This window comes from Brooklawnia propionicigenes (genome assembly GCF_030297015.1).
GTDB lineage: Bacteria > Actinomycetota > Actinomycetes > Propionibacteriales > Propionibacteriaceae > Brooklawnia > Brooklawnia propionicigenes.
Genome location: NZ_AP028056.1, coordinates 2,509,806 through 2,525,880 on the forward strand (window position 1 = coordinate 2,509,806; position 16,075 = coordinate 2,525,880).

At 68.6% G+C, this 16,075-nt stretch carries 16 protein-coding genes; 10 read left to right on the forward strand and 6 right to left on the reverse strand.

The features are described from left to right. Positions 1-27: 27 nt before the first annotated feature. Together QUE25_RS11565 and QUE25_RS11570 are read left to right on the forward strand one after the other, a co-directional pair. Positions 28-570: a PH domain-containing protein gene (locus QUE25_RS11565; protein WP_286265125.1), complete on the forward strand. Its 543-nt coding sequence runs from the start codon at positions 28-30 to the stop codon at positions 568-570. After that, positions 561-1,079 (forward strand): P-loop nucleotide/nucleoside kinase family protein, encoded by a 519-nt coding sequence (locus QUE25_RS11570; RefSeq protein ID WP_286265126.1) that lies wholly within the window; start codon positions 561-563, stop codon positions 1,077-1,079. The genes QUE25_RS11565 and QUE25_RS11570 overlap by 10 nt, the downstream gene beginning before the upstream one ends. Before the next feature lie 10 nt (positions 1,080-1,089). On the opposite strand, the gene QUE25_RS11575 is transcribed toward QUE25_RS11570, so the two are convergent. After that, positions 1,090-1,806 carry a Type 1 glutamine amidotransferase-like domain-containing protein gene (locus QUE25_RS11575; protein WP_286265127.1) on the reverse strand — a complete coding sequence of 239 codons (717 nt, stop codon included), beginning with the start codon at positions 1,804-1,806 and terminating at the stop codon, positions 1,090-1,092. A gap of 34 nt (positions 1,807-1,840) precedes the next feature. Between QUE25_RS11575 and QUE25_RS11580 the strand changes: the two genes are divergently transcribed. From QUE25_RS11580 to QUE25_RS11590, 3 genes are read left to right on the forward strand one after another with little or no spacing between them, the layout of a single operon-like run. Further along, complete coding sequence (locus tag QUE25_RS11580) at positions 1,841-3,007, forward strand: 5-(carboxyamino)imidazole ribonucleotide synthase (protein WP_286265129.1); 1,167 nt, start codon at positions 1,841-1,843, stop codon at positions 3,005-3,007. 2 nt (positions 3,008-3,009) lie between these two features. After that, positions 3,010-3,513, forward strand: a complete 504-nt coding sequence (gene purE / locus QUE25_RS11585) for a 5-(carboxyamino)imidazole ribonucleotide mutase (RefSeq protein WP_286265131.1) — start codon at positions 3,010-3,012, stop codon at positions 3,511-3,513. Positions 3,514-3,516: 3 nt separating this feature from the next. Beyond that, entirely contained in the window at positions 3,517-4,089 is a 573-nt protein-coding gene (locus QUE25_RS11590; RefSeq protein ID WP_286265133.1) for a CueP family metal-binding protein, read from the forward strand. A 99-nt stretch (positions 4,090-4,188) separates the two neighbouring features. Here the strand turns inward: QUE25_RS11590 and QUE25_RS11595 are convergent, their stop codons facing one another. The 4 genes from QUE25_RS11595 to QUE25_RS11610 form a co-directional block, all read right to left on the reverse strand. Continuing rightward, entirely contained in the window at positions 4,189-5,391 is a 1,203-nt protein-coding gene (locus QUE25_RS11595; RefSeq protein WP_286265135.1) for an ABC transporter permease, read from the reverse strand. Then, complete coding sequence (locus QUE25_RS11600; RefSeq protein ID WP_286265137.1) at positions 5,388-6,269, reverse strand: ABC transporter ATP-binding protein; 882 nt, start codon at positions 6,267-6,269, stop codon at positions 5,388-5,390. Before QUE25_RS11600 ends, QUE25_RS11595 begins: the two co-directional genes overlap by 4 nt. 31 nt (positions 6,270-6,300) lie before the next feature. Continuing rightward, complete coding sequence (locus QUE25_RS11605) at positions 6,301-7,548, reverse strand: LCP family protein (RefSeq protein WP_286265139.1); 1,248 nt, start codon at positions 7,546-7,548, stop codon at positions 6,301-6,303. 109 nt (positions 7,549-7,657) lie between these two features. After that, on the reverse strand, positions 7,658-8,389 hold the full coding sequence (locus tag QUE25_RS11610; RefSeq protein WP_286265141.1) for a TIGR03089 family protein: 732 nt from the start codon (positions 8,387-8,389) through the stop codon (positions 7,658-7,660). A gap of 31 nt (positions 8,390-8,420) precedes the next feature. Between QUE25_RS11610 and QUE25_RS11615 the strand changes: the two genes are divergently transcribed. The 5 genes from QUE25_RS11615 (at position 8,421) to QUE25_RS11635 (ending at position 15,601) form a co-directional block, all read left to right on the forward strand. Then, the gene (locus QUE25_RS11615) at positions 8,421-9,497 is read left to right on the forward strand and encodes a mannose-1-phosphate guanylyltransferase (protein WP_286265143.1); all 1,077 of its coding nucleotides are present in this window, start codon (positions 8,421-8,423) and stop codon (positions 9,495-9,497) included. A gap of 5 nt (positions 9,498-9,502) precedes the next feature. Then, positions 9,503-10,315: a hypothetical protein gene (locus QUE25_RS11620; protein ID WP_286265145.1), complete on the forward strand. Its 813-nt coding sequence runs from the start codon at positions 9,503-9,505 to the stop codon at positions 10,313-10,315. Between the two features lie 212 nt (positions 10,316-10,527). Then, positions 10,528-10,791 (forward strand): WhiB family transcriptional regulator, encoded by a 264-nt coding sequence (locus QUE25_RS11625; protein ID WP_286265147.1) that lies wholly within the window; start codon positions 10,528-10,530, stop codon positions 10,789-10,791. A 53-nt stretch (positions 10,792-10,844) separates the two neighbouring features. Then, positions 10,845-13,973, forward strand: coding sequence for a glycosyltransferase (locus QUE25_RS11630; protein WP_286265149.1), 3,129 nt, complete (start codon positions 10,845-10,847; stop codon positions 13,971-13,973). Next, positions 13,970-15,601: a DUF5719 family protein gene (locus QUE25_RS11635; protein ID WP_286265151.1), complete on the forward strand. Its 1,632-nt coding sequence runs from the start codon at positions 13,970-13,972 to the stop codon at positions 15,599-15,601. The genes QUE25_RS11630 and QUE25_RS11635 overlap by 4 nt, the downstream gene beginning before the upstream one ends. An 18-nt stretch (positions 15,602-15,619) precedes the next feature. Here QUE25_RS11635 and QUE25_RS11640 read toward each other — a convergent pair whose 3' ends face one another. Next, complete coding sequence (locus tag QUE25_RS11640; RefSeq protein ID WP_286265154.1) at positions 15,620-16,054, reverse strand: metallopeptidase family protein; 435 nt, start codon at positions 16,052-16,054, stop codon at positions 15,620-15,622. Positions 16,055-16,075: the final 21 nt, after the last annotated feature.

Sequence of the window (16,075 nt, forward strand, 5' to 3'; positions counted from 1 at the left end):
CGTTGACCAGGGCGGGACAATGGAGGCATGGCGCTTGAGCTGTATCCGGGGGAGGAGCTGGTCACCAAGATCCGCCCGCATGCCCGGACACTGTTGTGGCCGGTCATCGGGCTGTTCGCGATATCGGCCCTGGTCGGCACCGGCATCGCGGTCGTTCCCCGCGACTACCGCCCGATCGGTCAGCAACTGGTGGCCGCCTCGGGAGCGCTGCTCGGTGTCGTGGTCCTCGTGCGTCCGCTGCTGCGCTGGGCGACCAGCAGCATCACCTTGACGACCCAACGGATCATCGTGCGCAACGGCATCGTCCGCCATGTCGAGCATCAGATACCGCTCAACCGCATCGTCGACGTCGCCACCAGCCGCGCCGCCGCCGATCTCGGCTTCGGATCGGGCACCCTGCTACTCACCACCGTCGGCGGGCAACAGTTGAGGCTGGCTCACCTACCGCAGATCAAGGCCATGCGGCAGGCGGTCAGCGAGCTGGCCACCGAAGCCCAGCCCGAGCTGTGGACCGGACCCGATCCCTGGACGCAGACCCGGGTTCTGGAAGGACCCGATCAGTGGCACTGATCGCCATGGCGGGGCTGCCCGGGGTCGGCAAGTCGACCATCGCCCGCGGGCTCGCCGAGCGTTTTCCCGGCGTCCTGATCAACGTGGACGATGTCGCGTCCGCCCTGGTGCGCGCAGAGTTCGAACGTTCCTTCGCGACCGGGCTCGCCGGCTACCTGGTGGCCGAACAGGTGGCGCGCGTCAATCTGGCGCTCGGCAGTCACGTCATCGTCGATGCTGCCAATTCGGCCGGCTATGCCCGCAACATCTGGACTTCGTTGGCTCGTGAGTTCGGCACCGAGTTGCTGTTCGTCGAGGTGGTCTGCACCGATCTGGCCGCCCACGCCGCGCGGCTGGCCACCCGCCGGCTGCCCGCCGGGCAGCCGAGGATCAGCTTCGACGATGTGGTGGTGGCCTACGCCGAAGCCGAATCGTGGGCAGCCGAGCCTCGCTGGCTGGTCAACACCACTGAGGATGTCGACCACGACCAGGTCTTCGCCGACGTCCAGGCCGCCCTGCGCGGTTACTGAGCCAGGCCCGTCACAGCAGCTCAACAGGAAGCTGCTCGATCACCAGACCGCCGGACGCAGGCTCCCCGCTGGGCGAGAACCTCGCCACCCTGGCCCCTTCACGCTCGGCGACCGCGCCGCTGAGCTTGGCATCCACCCAGTGCAGCGCGGCACCGTCGTCGGCCGCGTACCCGGCAGGCAGCAGACCGGCGGCGATCGCATCGGTGAAGATCGGCTGGCGTTTGCTCTCGCCGTCCCAGTGCGGGCAGAAGCTGCCCTGCAGGATGCCCAGCCCGTCCGGCAGCACCCGCACGTCGCCGAACGAATCGGTGACGCAGCCCTGGTACCAGCAGGCCGCACCGGCCGACAGGCCTCCGAGCACCAGATCGCGCCCGGGGCCCATCATGTCGACGAGCACCCGGTCGACCCCGTGCGCACGCCACAGCGCGAGCAGATTCACCGTCGATCCGCCGCCGACGAGCACCAGGTCTGCTTGTGGCAGCCGGTCCAGCGAGGCGGCGGCGTCCTGCCACAGGGTCAGCACCATGGTTCGCACACCGAGTGAGGCGTAGCCGGTGAGGAACTTGCGCACATAGGTCGGGTCATCGGCCGAGGCGGTGGGTACGAAACAAACCAGGGGAGAACGTCTGCCGGTGAGTTCCACGAGGTACCTGTCGAGATTCGTCGGTGCGCCCGTGGGAGACATCGAGAATCCGCCGCCACCCATGGTCACGATGTGCGTGGTCATGGGCTCATCATCCCACGGGCGATAGTCTGTGCGGGTGAGTCGCACCACCATCGGAGTTATCGGCGGCGGCCAGTTGGCCCGCATGATGTATGCCCCAGCCACCAGGCTGGGCATCGGGTTGCGGTTGCTGGCCGAAGGGCCGGACGTGGGCGCAGCGCGGATTTTCAAGGACGTGACGGTCGGCGACTACACCGACGAGGCGACCGTGCGCGCCTTCGCGGCCGGCTGCGACGTCATCACGTTCGACCACGAACACGTGCCCACCCGCATCCTGCGCGGCCTGGTGGCCGACGGGAAGCTCGTGCGACCGGGGCCCGACGCGCTGCAGCATGCCCAGGACAAGCTCCTGATGCGGCAACGTCTCACCGATTCGCTGAATGCGCCCGCGCCGAAGTGGCGGGCCTGTGCCAACGGCGACGAGTTGTGGGAATTCGGCAAGCAGATCGGTTTCCCCATCATCGCGAAGGCCAGCCGGGGCGGCTACGACGGACACGGCGTCTGGAAGGTCGATCGACCGGACCAGACGGAGATTCCCTTCGAAGAGGCGCTCGCCGAGTCCGCGGGGGAGAAGGTCGAGATCATCGGCGAGGAGTTCGTCGACTTCGCCCGCGAGCTGTCGGTGATCGTGGTCCGCGCACCATCGGGCCAGGCCGTGGTCTACCCGGTCAGCGAGACGATTCAGCGGGCAGGTGTCTGCCGCGAAACCATCACGCCGGCTCCCGGACTGACCGAGGAGCAGGCCACCCGGATCGCGAAGCTGGGGCTCGACATCGCCGACGAATTGCAGGTCACCGGGGTGCTCGCGGTCGAACTGATGCAGCGCCACGACGGCAGCGTGGTGATCAACGAGCTGGCGATGCGTCCCCACAACACCGGCCATTGGACGATCGACGGCGCCCACACCAGCCAGTTCGAGAATCACCTGCGCGCGGTTCTCGATCTGCCGCTGGGTGATCCGCGAGCCCGTGATCGGTGGAGCGTGATGGTCAATGTGCTGGGCGGGACACGCGACGATCTGCCCAGTGAGCTGCTGCACTGTTTCGCGCGCGATCCGAAGCTGCGCGTCGAACTGTACGGAAAGGACATGCGTCCCGGACGCAAGGTCGGGCATGTCAACTGTTACGGCGACGACCTGGACGAGGTACGAGCGCGGGCCGAGCATGCGGCGCGCTATCTCATGGGTGAGATCGGAGAGGGATGACTATGGCCACGCCACTGGTGGGGATCGTGATGGGTTCGGATTCGGATTGGCCGACGATGAATCCGGCGGCCGAAGCGCTCGACGAGTTCGGCATCGCCTACGAGGCAGATGTGGTCTCCGCGCATCGCATGCCCGAGGAGATGGTCCGCTACGGCCGCGAGGCGCACACCCGCGGGTTGCGCTGCATCATCGCGGGTGCCGGCGGCGCGGCTCACCTGCCCGGCATGCTCGCCGCGCTCACTCCGCTTCCGGTGATCGGCGTGCCGGTGCCGCTGAAGTACCTGGACGGAATGGACTCGCTGTTGTCCATCGTCCAGATGCCGGCCGGAGTCCCGGTGGCCACGGTCGCCATCGGGGGGGCGCGGAACGCGGGCCTTCTTGCTGTCCGTATCCTGGGTGCCAGTGATCCCGGCCTCATCGACAAGATGGTGAGCTTTCAGCAGAATCTGCGCCAGACGGCGCTGGCCAAGGGGGAGCGAGTCCGGGAACAGACGTCGAAGGGGTAGCTCATGAAATCTGCCGGCAGATGGATCGTGGCGCTGCTCGTCGGTTTGGTGGTGCTGGCCGGCTGCGGCAGCCCCGCCGGCGGCGACTCGAGCGCAAGCCCGTCGTCCGATCTACTCGAGCGCTATGGTCTGGCGTCGCTGACGACTGCCGAGATCGTGGAGAAGCTCGATCAATCGCCGGAGACCCGGCCCACGAAACTGGCGGGTTCGGTGCGTCCCGATCAACTGCTGCTCAGCGAGGGCGATGAGCAGCTCGCCTTGGACATGCCCGACGACCAGTTCTACCTTTCCGTGGCGCCCTACCTCACGCACACTCATGACTGCTTCTACCACAACACCGGCAGTTGCCAAGGCGAGCTGGTCAACTCCCAGGTCCACGTGACCATCACCACCGCCGACGGCATCGTCATCGTCAACAGGGACGCCACCACGTATGCCAACGGCTTCATCGGCTTCTGGGTGCCGACCGGCAGTTCGGGCACCATTACCGTCAGCCAGGACGGCAAGTCGGGCACCGTGCCGTTCGCCACCGGTGACCAGGACGCCACCTGCATCACCACACTGAAGCTGGTGTGACGAACCCCGCACCGATCGAACCGGAGCACCGATCGAACCGGAAGCACCGATCGAATCAGGGTGTCTCGGCAGGTCGCCACGATGCTGCCGCGGCAGCGCTCACTCGGACAGCTGCAGGCCCTGACGCCAGTTCAGGCGTCCGCTGGTGCGCAGCAGCGCCCGGCGGTAGATGCGCTCACCCAGCAACACCATCAGCGCCGCGAATACCAGGTTGGACGCCAACGCGGCCAGCGGCTCCCACCACGCCGCCGTACCGTCGATCAGCCGGGCCGGCATCAGGACGGCGGACACGATCGGGACGAAGCTGAGGATGTCCCGGGTCGTCCCCGTGGCCACGAAGGCGGCCACGTAGGTCGCCATGATCACCCACATCAGGGGCGTGGAGGTCTGGTTCAGGTCCTCGCTGCGGGTGCCGAGTGCGCCGGCCGCGGCCCAGATGCACGCCAGCGCCAGGAATCCGGCGAGGAAGAAGACCAGGAACCAGCCGGCCGCCCCGGCGAACTGCGGCAGGAGATCGCTCAGTGGGGTGAAGGTCAAGCCGATCAGCCCGGCGCCGAGCAGCAGCATCACCTGCGCGGCAGCGATCAGCGTGTTGGCGATGACCTTGCCGGCCAGCAGCTCCCGGATCGGGATCACCGCCACCAGGATCTCGACGATGCGTGACTGCTTCTCCTCAATCACCGAGGTGGCGATCTGCATGCCGTAGGTCATCGCCGACATCATGAACAGCACGCCGAACACGACCGTCGCGATGAAGGCGATCGGCCCGGCGGTGCCGCCGGCGTTCAGCAGCTCGACGTTCACCGCCATCTGCTGGCTGATCTGTTCAGGGCTCACACCCGCCTGAGCAGCGAGATCGTTGATCGTCTGGGCGCTGAGCACGTCGGTCAACGAGGTGATGAAGCCATCGTCCGACTCCGATTCCCAGGTGGTGGACCAGCCGGTGTCGCCGTGATACAGGTAGACATCGGCGTCCCCGGCGGCCACCTGGGCGCGGGCCGCTTCGTCGCTGCTTGCTTCGCTGACGTGCACGCTGCTGCGGGGATCGGACTGCTTGGCCACGGCTTCCACGGAGCGGGCCAGCGCGGCCGCATCGGGAGTGGTGACCACGACATCGGTGGTTTGCGCGCGTCCGCTGACCAGGAAACCGATGGCGAATCCGGCCGCGATCAGGCCGAGCGTGGTCAGGGTTCCGATGATGAAGGCCCGGTCGGTGACCTTGACGACGATCTCGCGGATCGTGACGATCAGCCAGGCGGGCCGGCGGGCGGGCGTGCCCTGGGCAGTGCTGGGGCGGCTCATGCCGTCACCTCCCGATAGATTTCCGACAAGGTCGGACGCACCGGCGTGAACTCGATGACATGTCCGCGCTGCAGGGCTTGGGCGAGCAGATCGTCGCCTGCGCCGGGAACCAGGATCTCGAACAGTGCGGTGCCACCGTCGACTGCGTCCACCCGCAGCCCGGGGACGTCGCGGACCCACCCGGCGTCGGTGTCGGTGACCAGCCGGTGCTTGGTGGCGCCGCGCGACTCGAGGTCGTCCTTGGTGCCGGCGGCGACCACGCGTCCGTTGGCCAGAATGACCAGCCCGTCGCAGAGCCGGTCGATCAGATCGAGCTGATGGCTGCTGAACAGCACGGGCACCCCACGGGAGGCCCGCTCGGCGAGTAGCCCGGCCATCTCGTCGACGGCCTTCGGATCCAGGCCGCTGAACGGTTCGTCCAAGATCAGCCCGATCGGGTCGGCCATCACGGCGGCTGCGATCTGGACGCGCTGCTGGTTGCCCAGGCTCAGCTTCTCCAGCTTGTCCTTGAGCCGGTCACCCAGGCCGAATCGTGCCATCAACCCGGACGCCTCGGCCGCTGCCGAGTCCCGGGTCATGCCCTTGAGCTCGGCCAGGTAGATGAGCTGGCTCAGGATCGGCTGCTTGGCATACAGGCCGCGCTCCTCGGGCATATATCCGAAGCGGGAACGGTCGGATCTGGTGATGGGGCGCCCGTTCAGGTTCACCTGTCCGCTGTCGGGTGCCAGCAGCCCCATGATCATGCGCATGGTCGTGGTCTTGCCGGCGCCGTTGCCGCCGACGAAGCCGATCATCTGGCCTGCCGGCACCGTGAACGTGACGTCGTCAACGGCGGTCAGTTGGCCGAAGGTACGGGTGAGATGTATGACATCGAGCACTCGGGGTTCTCCTGTCGGTCGGTTTGCGTGGTCAGCTGATGAATCGGTCCAGATCCGAGGTGTCACCTCGGGCGATGTTGCCGAACAGTTCCGCGGCGGCCGCGTCGTCCCAGATCACCACGGACTGGCCGTCGTCGGTCCAGCCGTCGGTGCTGGCGATCGGCACCACCAGGGACAGTCCGTTGCCGCCCGACACGCTCAGCAAAGCCATGCCGGCGCCCATCAGATCGAGCAGGCCGGTCTGATCACCCTTGTTCAGCATGCTGGCCACCGCCATGGCGGTGCTCCAGTACTTGATCGGATTGAGGATCGTGGACGGGGTGGCGGCCTTGGCGACCACCTTGCCGATCACTTCACGCTGCCGCTTGGCGCGCCCGATATCACCCTCGGGGTCGGAGTAGCGCATCCGCACGTAGGCCAGCGCCATGTCGCCCTTGATCAGGCTGCATCCGGCGGGCAGGTCGAGCCCCGACAGCTCGTCGTTGACGGCTGTGTCGACGCAGACCTCGATGCCGCCGACCGCATTCACCAGATCCGTGAAGCCCTCGAAGCCGATCTCCAGATAACCGTCGAGTTGGACGCCGGTCGCTTGTTCGACGGTGTCCTGCAGGAGGGCGGCGCCGCCATAGGAGTACGCGGCGTTGAGTTTGTTCTGCCCGTATCCGGGGATCGTGACATACGAGTCACGAGGCAGGCTGATCAGTACCGAGCGTCCGGTCGGCGGCCGGTAGAGGATCAGGATGGTATCGGCCCGCGCGCCGTCGACTCCCTCCCGGGAGTCGCTGCCGACCAGCAGCACGGCCGTGCCCGGCTGCCGGGCGAGCCGGTAGGCGGAGTTCGATTCTTCGACCGATCCCATTCGTCCCAAGGCGATGACCGGAACGGCGACCAGCCAGACGACGAATGCGACCAGCAGAATGACGATGATGCGCAGCGGCGAACGGGGTCGCCGTTTACGCGGTGCCGGCCGGGCGTGCTGAGGTGCCGGTGCGGCGCTCGGGTGCTGCGCCGGACGCTGCGGTGGCCTGGACGCCTGGGCCGGCTGAGGTCTGGACGGGGAGGCCGAATGCCGCGCCCGTGGCTGCTCAGCGGCCCGAGAGCCGAGGTGTGAGGTGTCGTAGGCGGGCGTCGAAACCCGCGGACGACCGGCAGCCCCGCCCGCGGCGGCGTCGGGGACGGCTGCACCGCCCGGCGACGGGCGTGGTGGCTCTGGCTGCTCCGCAGCCGGCCGGCCGTAGAGCCAGTCGAGGTCGGCCTGCCGGTCAGGGTCGTCGGTCATGCCAGCCAGCGTATTCCTCACGGCGACTGGCAACAGGGTCAAATCGCCTCGAAGCGGCGAGCCGGCAGGCGTTCGGCCGGCTCGAGCAGCAGCATGCGTGAGTCGGGGCTCAGGCGAGGGTCGCGCGCTCCTGGCGGGCCAGGGAATCCCGCTGGTCTGGCGTGCCGCCGACCGCGATCACGGTCGAACCGCCGCCCAGGATCGGAGCCACCAGGGCGTGGCAGACCATCGTCCACGGGTCGGGGCCGGGACTGAGCAGCAGCCGCTCGCAGGACGGCGAGACAGCGCCCAGTTCATCCCAGTTGTGCGGTGTCTCGGCGTCGAAGCAGACGGCAGCTTCGGGCGCGACCCGCCAGTGCACGTCCGGCTGGCTGAGCACTTCGGCGTAGTCGGTGACCCCGTTCGGGCGTTGCATGAATCCCGCCCCGAGCGGGTGCAGCGAGCAGGCGATCGTCTCGACCCCCGGCACCGGATGCGGGTCGTGCGGACCCACCACCACGGCGTCCAGCAGATCGATCAAGGCCAGTCCCTCGCGTGAGGTGGCCACCACTTGGCCGCCGAGCTGCCAGGTGGCCATTGTCCAGACCAACCCGACCCAGTGCCCGGGATCGGTGATCAGCAGCGTGTTGGCCACCCGCGGGAACTCGTCCACATCCATCGAGACCAGCAGATTCGCCGACTTGTCGACCCAGTTCGCGAACGTTCGCCCCGACAGCTCGGTGCGGAATCCCTTGTCGAGGTCGTACCAGGTGATGAGCGGACCGGAACCTGCCGTGGCAACCCGGTCTTCGAGCGCGGCCAGCAGATCGCTGACCGGGGGCGTGTTCGCGGGTAGGGCCATTGACCAATCGTATGGCAGCTAGATTGATCGTGTGCGCTACGTAGTCATCATGGCCGGCGGATCTGGAAAACGACTGTGGCCGCTGTCGCGGCGAGGCGAGCCCAAGCAACTGTTGCCGCTGTTCGACGGCAAGAGCCTGCTGCAGCTGGCCTATGAGCGGGTTCGCGGCGTGGTTGCGGCCGAGAACGTGCTGGTCTGCGCGGGCGCCGCCTACTCCGATGTTGTCGCTGCCCAGCTGCCGGAGGTGCCGGTCGCCAACATTCTCGGGGAGCCGGAGGGACGGGACTCGCTGAATGCGGTGGCCTGGCCGGCGGCGGTGCTTGCCCGGCGCGATCCGGACGCGGTGGTGGCGGTGGTGACCGCCGATCAGCTGATCACCCCGGTCGACGTCTTCGCCAGGGCGCTGGACGACGGCTTCCGGCTGGCGACCGATGATCCGGGGGCGCTGGTGGCGTTCGGTGTGGTGCCGACCAGCCCGCACACCGGCTACGGCTATCTGGCGCGGGGCGCCGACATCGCCGGGTACGGCCTGGCCAGCGAGATCACCGAGTTCAAGGAGAAGCCCGATCTGGCCACCGCCGAGACCTACCTGGCGTCCGGGCGGTACTGGTGGAACGCCGGCATGTTCGTCTGGCGGGCCGCCACCCTGCTCGATCAACTGCGTATCCTGATGCCGCAGACCTACCAGAAGGTCCTCGAACTGGCCGAGCATCCCGAGCGTCTCGCCGAGATCTACCCCCACCTGGTCAAGATCTCCGTCGACTACGCGGTGATGGAACCGGTCTCGCACGGCCAGACCGGCGCCCACATCGTCGCCGTCGCCCTGGCGATCCAGTGGGCGGACGTCGGCAGCTATGCCGCGCTTCAGGAAGTGCTCGACCACGACGAGGGCGGCAACGCACGGGTCGGAACGGTGGTCACCGCCGATGCGTCCGGCTGCCTGCTGGTCAACGATCAGCCCGGCACGGTGCTGGGAGTGGTCGGCATCCAGGATTTGTTCGTGGTTCGAACCGCCGACGCCACGGTGGTCGGCTCGCTGGCGGCCAGCCAGCAGGTCAAACAGTTGGCGGATAAGGTCGCTGCAGAGGTTTCTGCCGAACTAGCTTGATGAGGATGCCCATGATCGAATACGCCCGAAAGCTTCGCGGTCCGGCCACGGTCGGCGTGCTCGTCATCATCTGCTTCTATGTGGCGGTCGCGGTCGTCTATTTCGTGGCGCTGCTCGGCAACGGCATCTACATCGCCACGGCGGCCCGCCAGGCGGGCTCGGACTCGGTCTCGCTGGTGTGGATCTTCGTCACGGTCGCGCTGGTGCTGACGTGCCTGCTGACCAAACCGCCGGTCGCCAACGTCGGCCGGTTGATCGAGGCGTCCGCCATCGTGGTGAGCGTGGCCACCGGAGCAGCGCTGGTCTTCTGGATCATCGGGCTGTTCGGCGACTTCAGTCTCGGGGCCTGGCTGGCGGCTCTGGGTGGGCTGGTCGAAACGCTCGTCAAGGCGGCCGCGGCAGTGGTGCTCTGGCGGCTGCGGGGTTGGCCGGTCGAATCCAGCTCGGACGAAGCCGAGCAGCAGGCTGTCGCCAGGCCGGAGTCCGGGCAGGCTCCCGGGCGCCCGCCGGTCTGGAATCCGCCGGAAGCCGTCGGGCTGCAGTGGAACCGGGCCGGAGATGCCGCGGCCGGGGCGGTGCCGCCTTCGCTGACCGGCGAGGCTGCGGTGACCCCGGACAGCCCCGCGGTCCAGCCGCCGGCTGCACCTCGCCAGCTGTGGTCGCGCGGGGGTATTCCCCCGGAGGCGTTGCCCGCCGCACCCGACCAGACGGCCGCCGAGGCCGAGCCGGCGAAACCGCCGTCGACCCCCAAGCAGCCGCCCACCGCACCGGGCCAGCGGCCGGCACCGGATTGGTCACCTGCTCCTCGTCCTGAGTAGCCGAACGGCGCTGACGGCGCTGAACACAGGCAGCCGGCATGGCCGGCGTCCGGATTCGTCCGACTGAGCGGGCCCATCGCGGCCCGGATTCGCCCGGGGCATAATTCCGTTTCTGCTAGCATCTTGCATCTTGACGTGCGATGAACGACACGGGTGTAATTTCAACCATGTAGGTTTACCGTCCCCGCGAGTCAGTCGGAAGGAGTGGGAAAATGCAGCCCTTGCAGGTGCTCTTCGACAACGAAGAAGACGACGGCGTCCTGGCTTGGCAGGAGCAGGCCCTGTGCGCCCAGACCGACCCCGAGGCGTTCTTCCCGGAAAAGGGAGGCTCCACGCGCGAAGCCAAACGGGTCTGCCAGAACTGCGAAGTCCGCTCCGAGTGCTTGGACTATGCGCTGGCCAACGATGAGCGTTTCGGCATCTGGGGCGGATTGTCGGAGCGGGAACGCCGTCAGCTGAAGAAGCACGCCGTCTGATCCGCGGGCGCGTCGATCAGCCTTTTTATGGCGTTCGGCTAGGGTTTCAGCTAATGGACCGGCCAGAAGACATGTGGGCCTGGGCTCATCACTCGCCCGACGACCAGCCCACTCCCATCGACGCCAGCGCCGTGCTGGCGGTGCTTGTCGCGCACAACGCCGAGCAGTGGCTCGGCAGGACCCTGGTCGGGATCGCCAGGATGGATCACCAACCTGGACGCCTGGTCGCCGTGGACGCCGGTTCGCTGGACGGCTCTCGTGCGTTGCTCGACAAGGGCGTCCATGACGGGCTGATCCACACCGTCATCGACGGAGATCCCGAGCAGGGCTACGGCGCGAATGTGAATCTGGCCCTGGCGCAGGCCATCGCCGACGGCTTCGAGCCCACCATGATCTGGCTACTGCACGACGACTCCGCGCCGAACCGAAGCGCGCTCGGCGAACTGCTGCTGGCCGCCACCGTCACCGACGACCAGGGCCGGCGTCCGGCGATCCTGGTGCCGAAGCTGCTTCGTCCCAAGCGGCGCAATCACCCCGACCAGATGAGCGCGGTGGGGGAGTCCATCTCGCCGTCCGGCCAGCGGGTGCCCACCGTCGAACCCGGCGACATCGACCAGCACCAACAAGAGCCCGCCCAGGTGCTGGGCGCATCTACCGCCGGCCTGCTCGTCACCATGGACGCCTGGCGGCAACTCGGCGGGCTTGACCCGGCGATCCCGCTTTTCCGTGACGGAGTCGACCTGGGCTGGCGGGCCAACGCGCAAGGACTGCTGGTGCGGACCTGCCCGACGGCCGCCTTGCGCCATGTCGAGGCCGGACGCGTCGGGCTGCGCGAAAGTGTGCTGGCGCCCGATTCGGTGCAGGCAGACCAGGCAGCCGGAATGGCTGTCGCCGTGATGCACTCCCGCCGGCCGGCGCGCACGATCACCCGGATCAGCGCCCAGTCGGTGGTCACCGCCTTCGGCTATCTGCTCGGCAAATCACCGAGCCTGGCCGGCAGCCAGCTCCGGGCGGCGGCTCAGCTGCGCCGGCACAAGGACGACCTGGTCGCCGCGGCCGCCAGCCGCGAGTCCGAGGCCACCGCGGCCGTGCCCGCCGGGCTGTTGCCGGGCCGCGGGTGGGGGACCAGGCGTTTCTTCGACCGCCTCGCCGGCGCGGTCAGCGACTACTACCACGACCTCACCACCGAGGACGACTCCGGCGTGCTCGACGAACTGACCGGCGACGACTTTGCCGGCGGCCGGCAGCGCGCCCGGCTCTGGTCGCCGGCAGTGATCGGGTTGCTGGTGATGCTCATCGGCTGCGTCATCGCCAGTCGCCAGCTGATGCACTTCGGCCAGCTGTCGGGTCCGGCGTTATTGCCTGCGCCTGCCGACTTGGCTCAGGCCTGGACGAACTGGACCCGGTCCGACCCCGGGATGGCTGGCTCCAATGCGCCGTGGCTGGGGTTCATGGCTCTCGGTTCGACGTTGGCCTTCGGCCAGCCCGACTGGTTCGCCACCTTGCTGGTGCTGGGTGGCCCCGCACTCGCGGGCTGGTCGGCCTTCCATTTCCTGCGCGGCATCGCTGGCCCCGGCTGGTGGACCGCCGTGCTGGCCTGTCTGTGGGGTGCGTTGTTACCGCTGACCGGCGCCACCGGTCAGGGGTCACTCGACATGTCGGCGCTGGCGATCGCCTTGCCGCTGCTCGGGATGGCCGTCCGCCGCTGGCAGACCGCCGCGGTCACCGGCGCCGACGGGCTGCGGGCACCGGCCATGGTTGCGGTGCTGATCGCGGTGCTCTGCGCGTCCATGCCGTGGGCGTGGCTGCTCGGTGTGGCGATCGCGGTCCCGATGGGCCGCACCCGCAAAGACCTGCGGGGCATGCTCACCGTCGTGCTGGGTCCCCTGGTGCTGATCGCACCCTGGCTGCCGCGGCTCTTCGCCGATCCCGGACGTCTGCTGACCGGCTCCGATCCTGCCACCCGGTTGGCCGGCAACGCCCCCGACGCCTGGGACGTGCTCGCCGGGACGACCTTCCTGCCGGGTGCGCCGTGGCCTGTGGGGGCCGTGGCGATCGGCTTGCTCTGGCTCGTCGCGGTGCTCGGTGCGGTACGCGCCCGGCCGGCGGATCGTCCACGCGCGGCGGTCTTGCTCGGCGGCGCCCTGGTGACGGCGATCCTCGCGGTGCTGCTGCCCCGCGTGGTCATCACGGTGGCCCGCGTCCCGGTGCGCCCGGACCCGACCGGTCTGCTGTTCATCAGCCTTTTCGCGCTGCTGGCCTTGGCCGCCCTCGGCATCGGTCCTGATCCCGACCGGGGTGTGGCCGATCCGGCGGGCGATCAGTCGGCCAAGCCGGCCACCGCGCGTATTCGGACGCTGCTCGGCGCAGCGTTGGCCGTCTCACTGTGCCTGGCCTATGCCTGGTGGCTGATCGGGAGCACGTCCACGCTGCACCGTTCCAGTGGGGTGCTGCCCAGTTACGTGACCGGCGCCCAGGAATCGGTGCGCAATACCCGCGCCCTGATGGTCGACCTGAGCAGCGGGATCGCCGAGTTCAACATCACCTCGGCAGCCAACCCGTCGTGGGGACGTGCAGAGTCTCCGCTGCTGGCACTCAACGAGCAGGCCGCCGACGAGATCTTGCAGGTGGCCGAACAGTTCGCTCAGGGGCAGCCCTCCGACGATCTGGCCACTCGGCTCACCGAACTGGGCATCGGCCACGTCTGGTTGCGCGGCGCCTATCCGGAAGCCGTCGCCGCGCTCGGCTCGGCGGCACAGCTGAGCAGCGCCGTGCATGACGAACAGACCGTCGTGTTCACCGTCACCACCAATCCCAGCCGCGCCATGCTGCTCGATCCTGCCGGTGAGAACCTCCGCCCGATGGCCGACGGGATCGTCCAGCAGGCCGACCCGGACACCCTGATCGTGCTCAGTTCGCCGGCCGATTCCGATTGGCACGCCGAGATCGATGGCCAACCGTTGCCGGATGCCGATTCCGGTGACTGGCGGCAGGCCTGGGCGACGCAGGGACGCACCGGTGAGCTGCGCTACTGGCTGGGCGCCGACGTCGTCGCGGTGGGCTGGCAGGCGCTGGCCCTGATCGCGCTGCTGGTGCTGGCCGCTCCGACGATTCAGCGGGCGCACGCCCCCCGCCGCGCACTGAAGGCCGACCAGGGCAGCTCGGGAGGACAGGGCCGATGAATCCACGCCGCGGCATGCCGCCCGAACCGGACGACCCGTTCAGCAACGACGAGACCGATCTCGAGAAGAGCGCGATCCGGCGCGGACTGTGGCTGGACGAATCCCAGGAAGTCGTCGCCCCCCGCCGGGCATCGCGGGCGCTGCCCGATGACCAGGACGACGAGCCCACGCTGTCGTCCATCGATCTGGCGCCCAGCCGGCGCGGGGAGCCAGCCGATGAGGCGGACGAGGAACCCGCAGCCGACCTGCCGCCGGCCGGACCCGCCCCGCACAGCCCCGCATCGACCTCACCCGATCAGGCCCCGGAGACTCCGGCCGGCGACGACGACGGATCACGCTGGAGGCTGCGGGTGGTCGCGGCCACGCTGCTCGGCTTGGGTGCCGCATTCGGATTGGGGGCCATCCCTGCCGAACCTGCGCCGCTGGCGCAGACGATCCCGCTGATCACCGCGATCAGCAGGATCTGCCCGGCCCCCAATGGCGCCGAAAGCACCCTGCTGGCGGCCAGCCTCGAAGGCGACATCCAGCTGCGCACGATCGGTGAATCCGGCACGTCCGCCGAGCCCGGGTGGCTGCAGCTGCCCGGACGAACCCAGCCGGTGATCATCAGCCCGGCCGTCCAGGAGTCCGGGGTCACCGGAGGATCTTTGCTGAGCAGCGACAGACAGCTGTGGTGGGGCGCCTGCCGGGCCCCACTGGACGACCAGTACGTGCAGGTGCCCGGTGGCGCGAATGCCGACCTGCTGATCATCAACTCGGAATCGACCGACGCGCTGGTCGATGTCACGCTGAGCGGACCCGACGGTGAGATCGTCGGCGATGGGCTGCGCGGCATCACCATTCCCGCCGACTCGCAACGGGTCATCGATCTCGGCTCGTTTGCGGATGACGTGGACGCACTGGGCGCCCGGATACGCACCAGCCTCGGACGGGTCAGCGCCGTCGCCCAGATCGCGCGCGACGATGGCGGCGACTTCGCCACCAGCACCGTGCAGTCCACCGGCCTGATCATCGCGGCGGTGCCGGCCGACGCCAGCGGGACCGTCGTGCTGCTGACCAACCCGGGAACCAGCCGCGCTGTCGTCCAGATCGAAGCCGTCAGCGAGGCCGGACGCTACGCGCTGCCCGGTTTCGAATCGGTCACCCTGGATGCCCAGCGCACCACCGCCGTCGACCTCACCGACGCGATTGGCGGATTGCCGGTCTCTGTGGTGATCTCCGGACGTGACCTGATCGCGGCCTCGGCGGTGGTGACGACCAACGGCGATCTGGGGATCGAGCCGGCCCAGGTCGTCGACGAGTCGGTGGCCGCCAATGACCTGGTTGCGGTCGTCCCAGGGCCGGGCCGCCTGCAGCTGGCCAACCCCGGCGACCAGGAATCGCTCATCGTAATCGACTGGGGAGAAGACCAGGCCGAGGCCACCACAACAGCCTCCGCCGGGACCGTGGTGTCCGTCCCCATCCCCGAAGGCGCCGAGACCGTGCGCGTCACCTCGACCGCGCCGCTGTCGGCCGCGCTGCTGCTGAGCGCCCAGGGCCGCTCCGGGTTCGCCATCGCTCAGCTCGAACCGGCCGCGCGCACCCAGGCGAGCATGCCGGTGGAGATCGATGCGGGCCTGGGCGGGTGAGGTCGACGACCGCGCTGGTCAGTCGTCGTCGATCTCGGGATCCAGATCGTGCATCGAGCGCCCGGTAAGCGCGGACAGCTGCTCCACCAAGGTGATGTGAACCAGATCGCGCAGGTCCGCGCGGTCGGAGGCGCGGCGTTCCAGGGGACGCCGGAAAATCACGATGCGGGCCGGACGAGTGGTGGTGGCGTCGATGGCAGCCGCCAGCGGCACCCGCTCCAGCAATGCCCAGTCGAAGGTGGAGCTGGGCACGTCCTCCACCCCGATATCGACTCCGACCAGGGCATCCGGACAGGTCTGCATCAGCCGCTGGACCGAGGCCGTGATCGCCTGAATGAAGAACTCCGCGGCGCTGACATGGCCCGGCAACCGCATCGGCGCACCGGTCAGGGGGTTGGGCAGCGAGAGCGGTCCCCGCACGCCTCGGCCATGACGGTCACGTCTGTCGGTCATAGCCGCACTCTAATGCTCAGG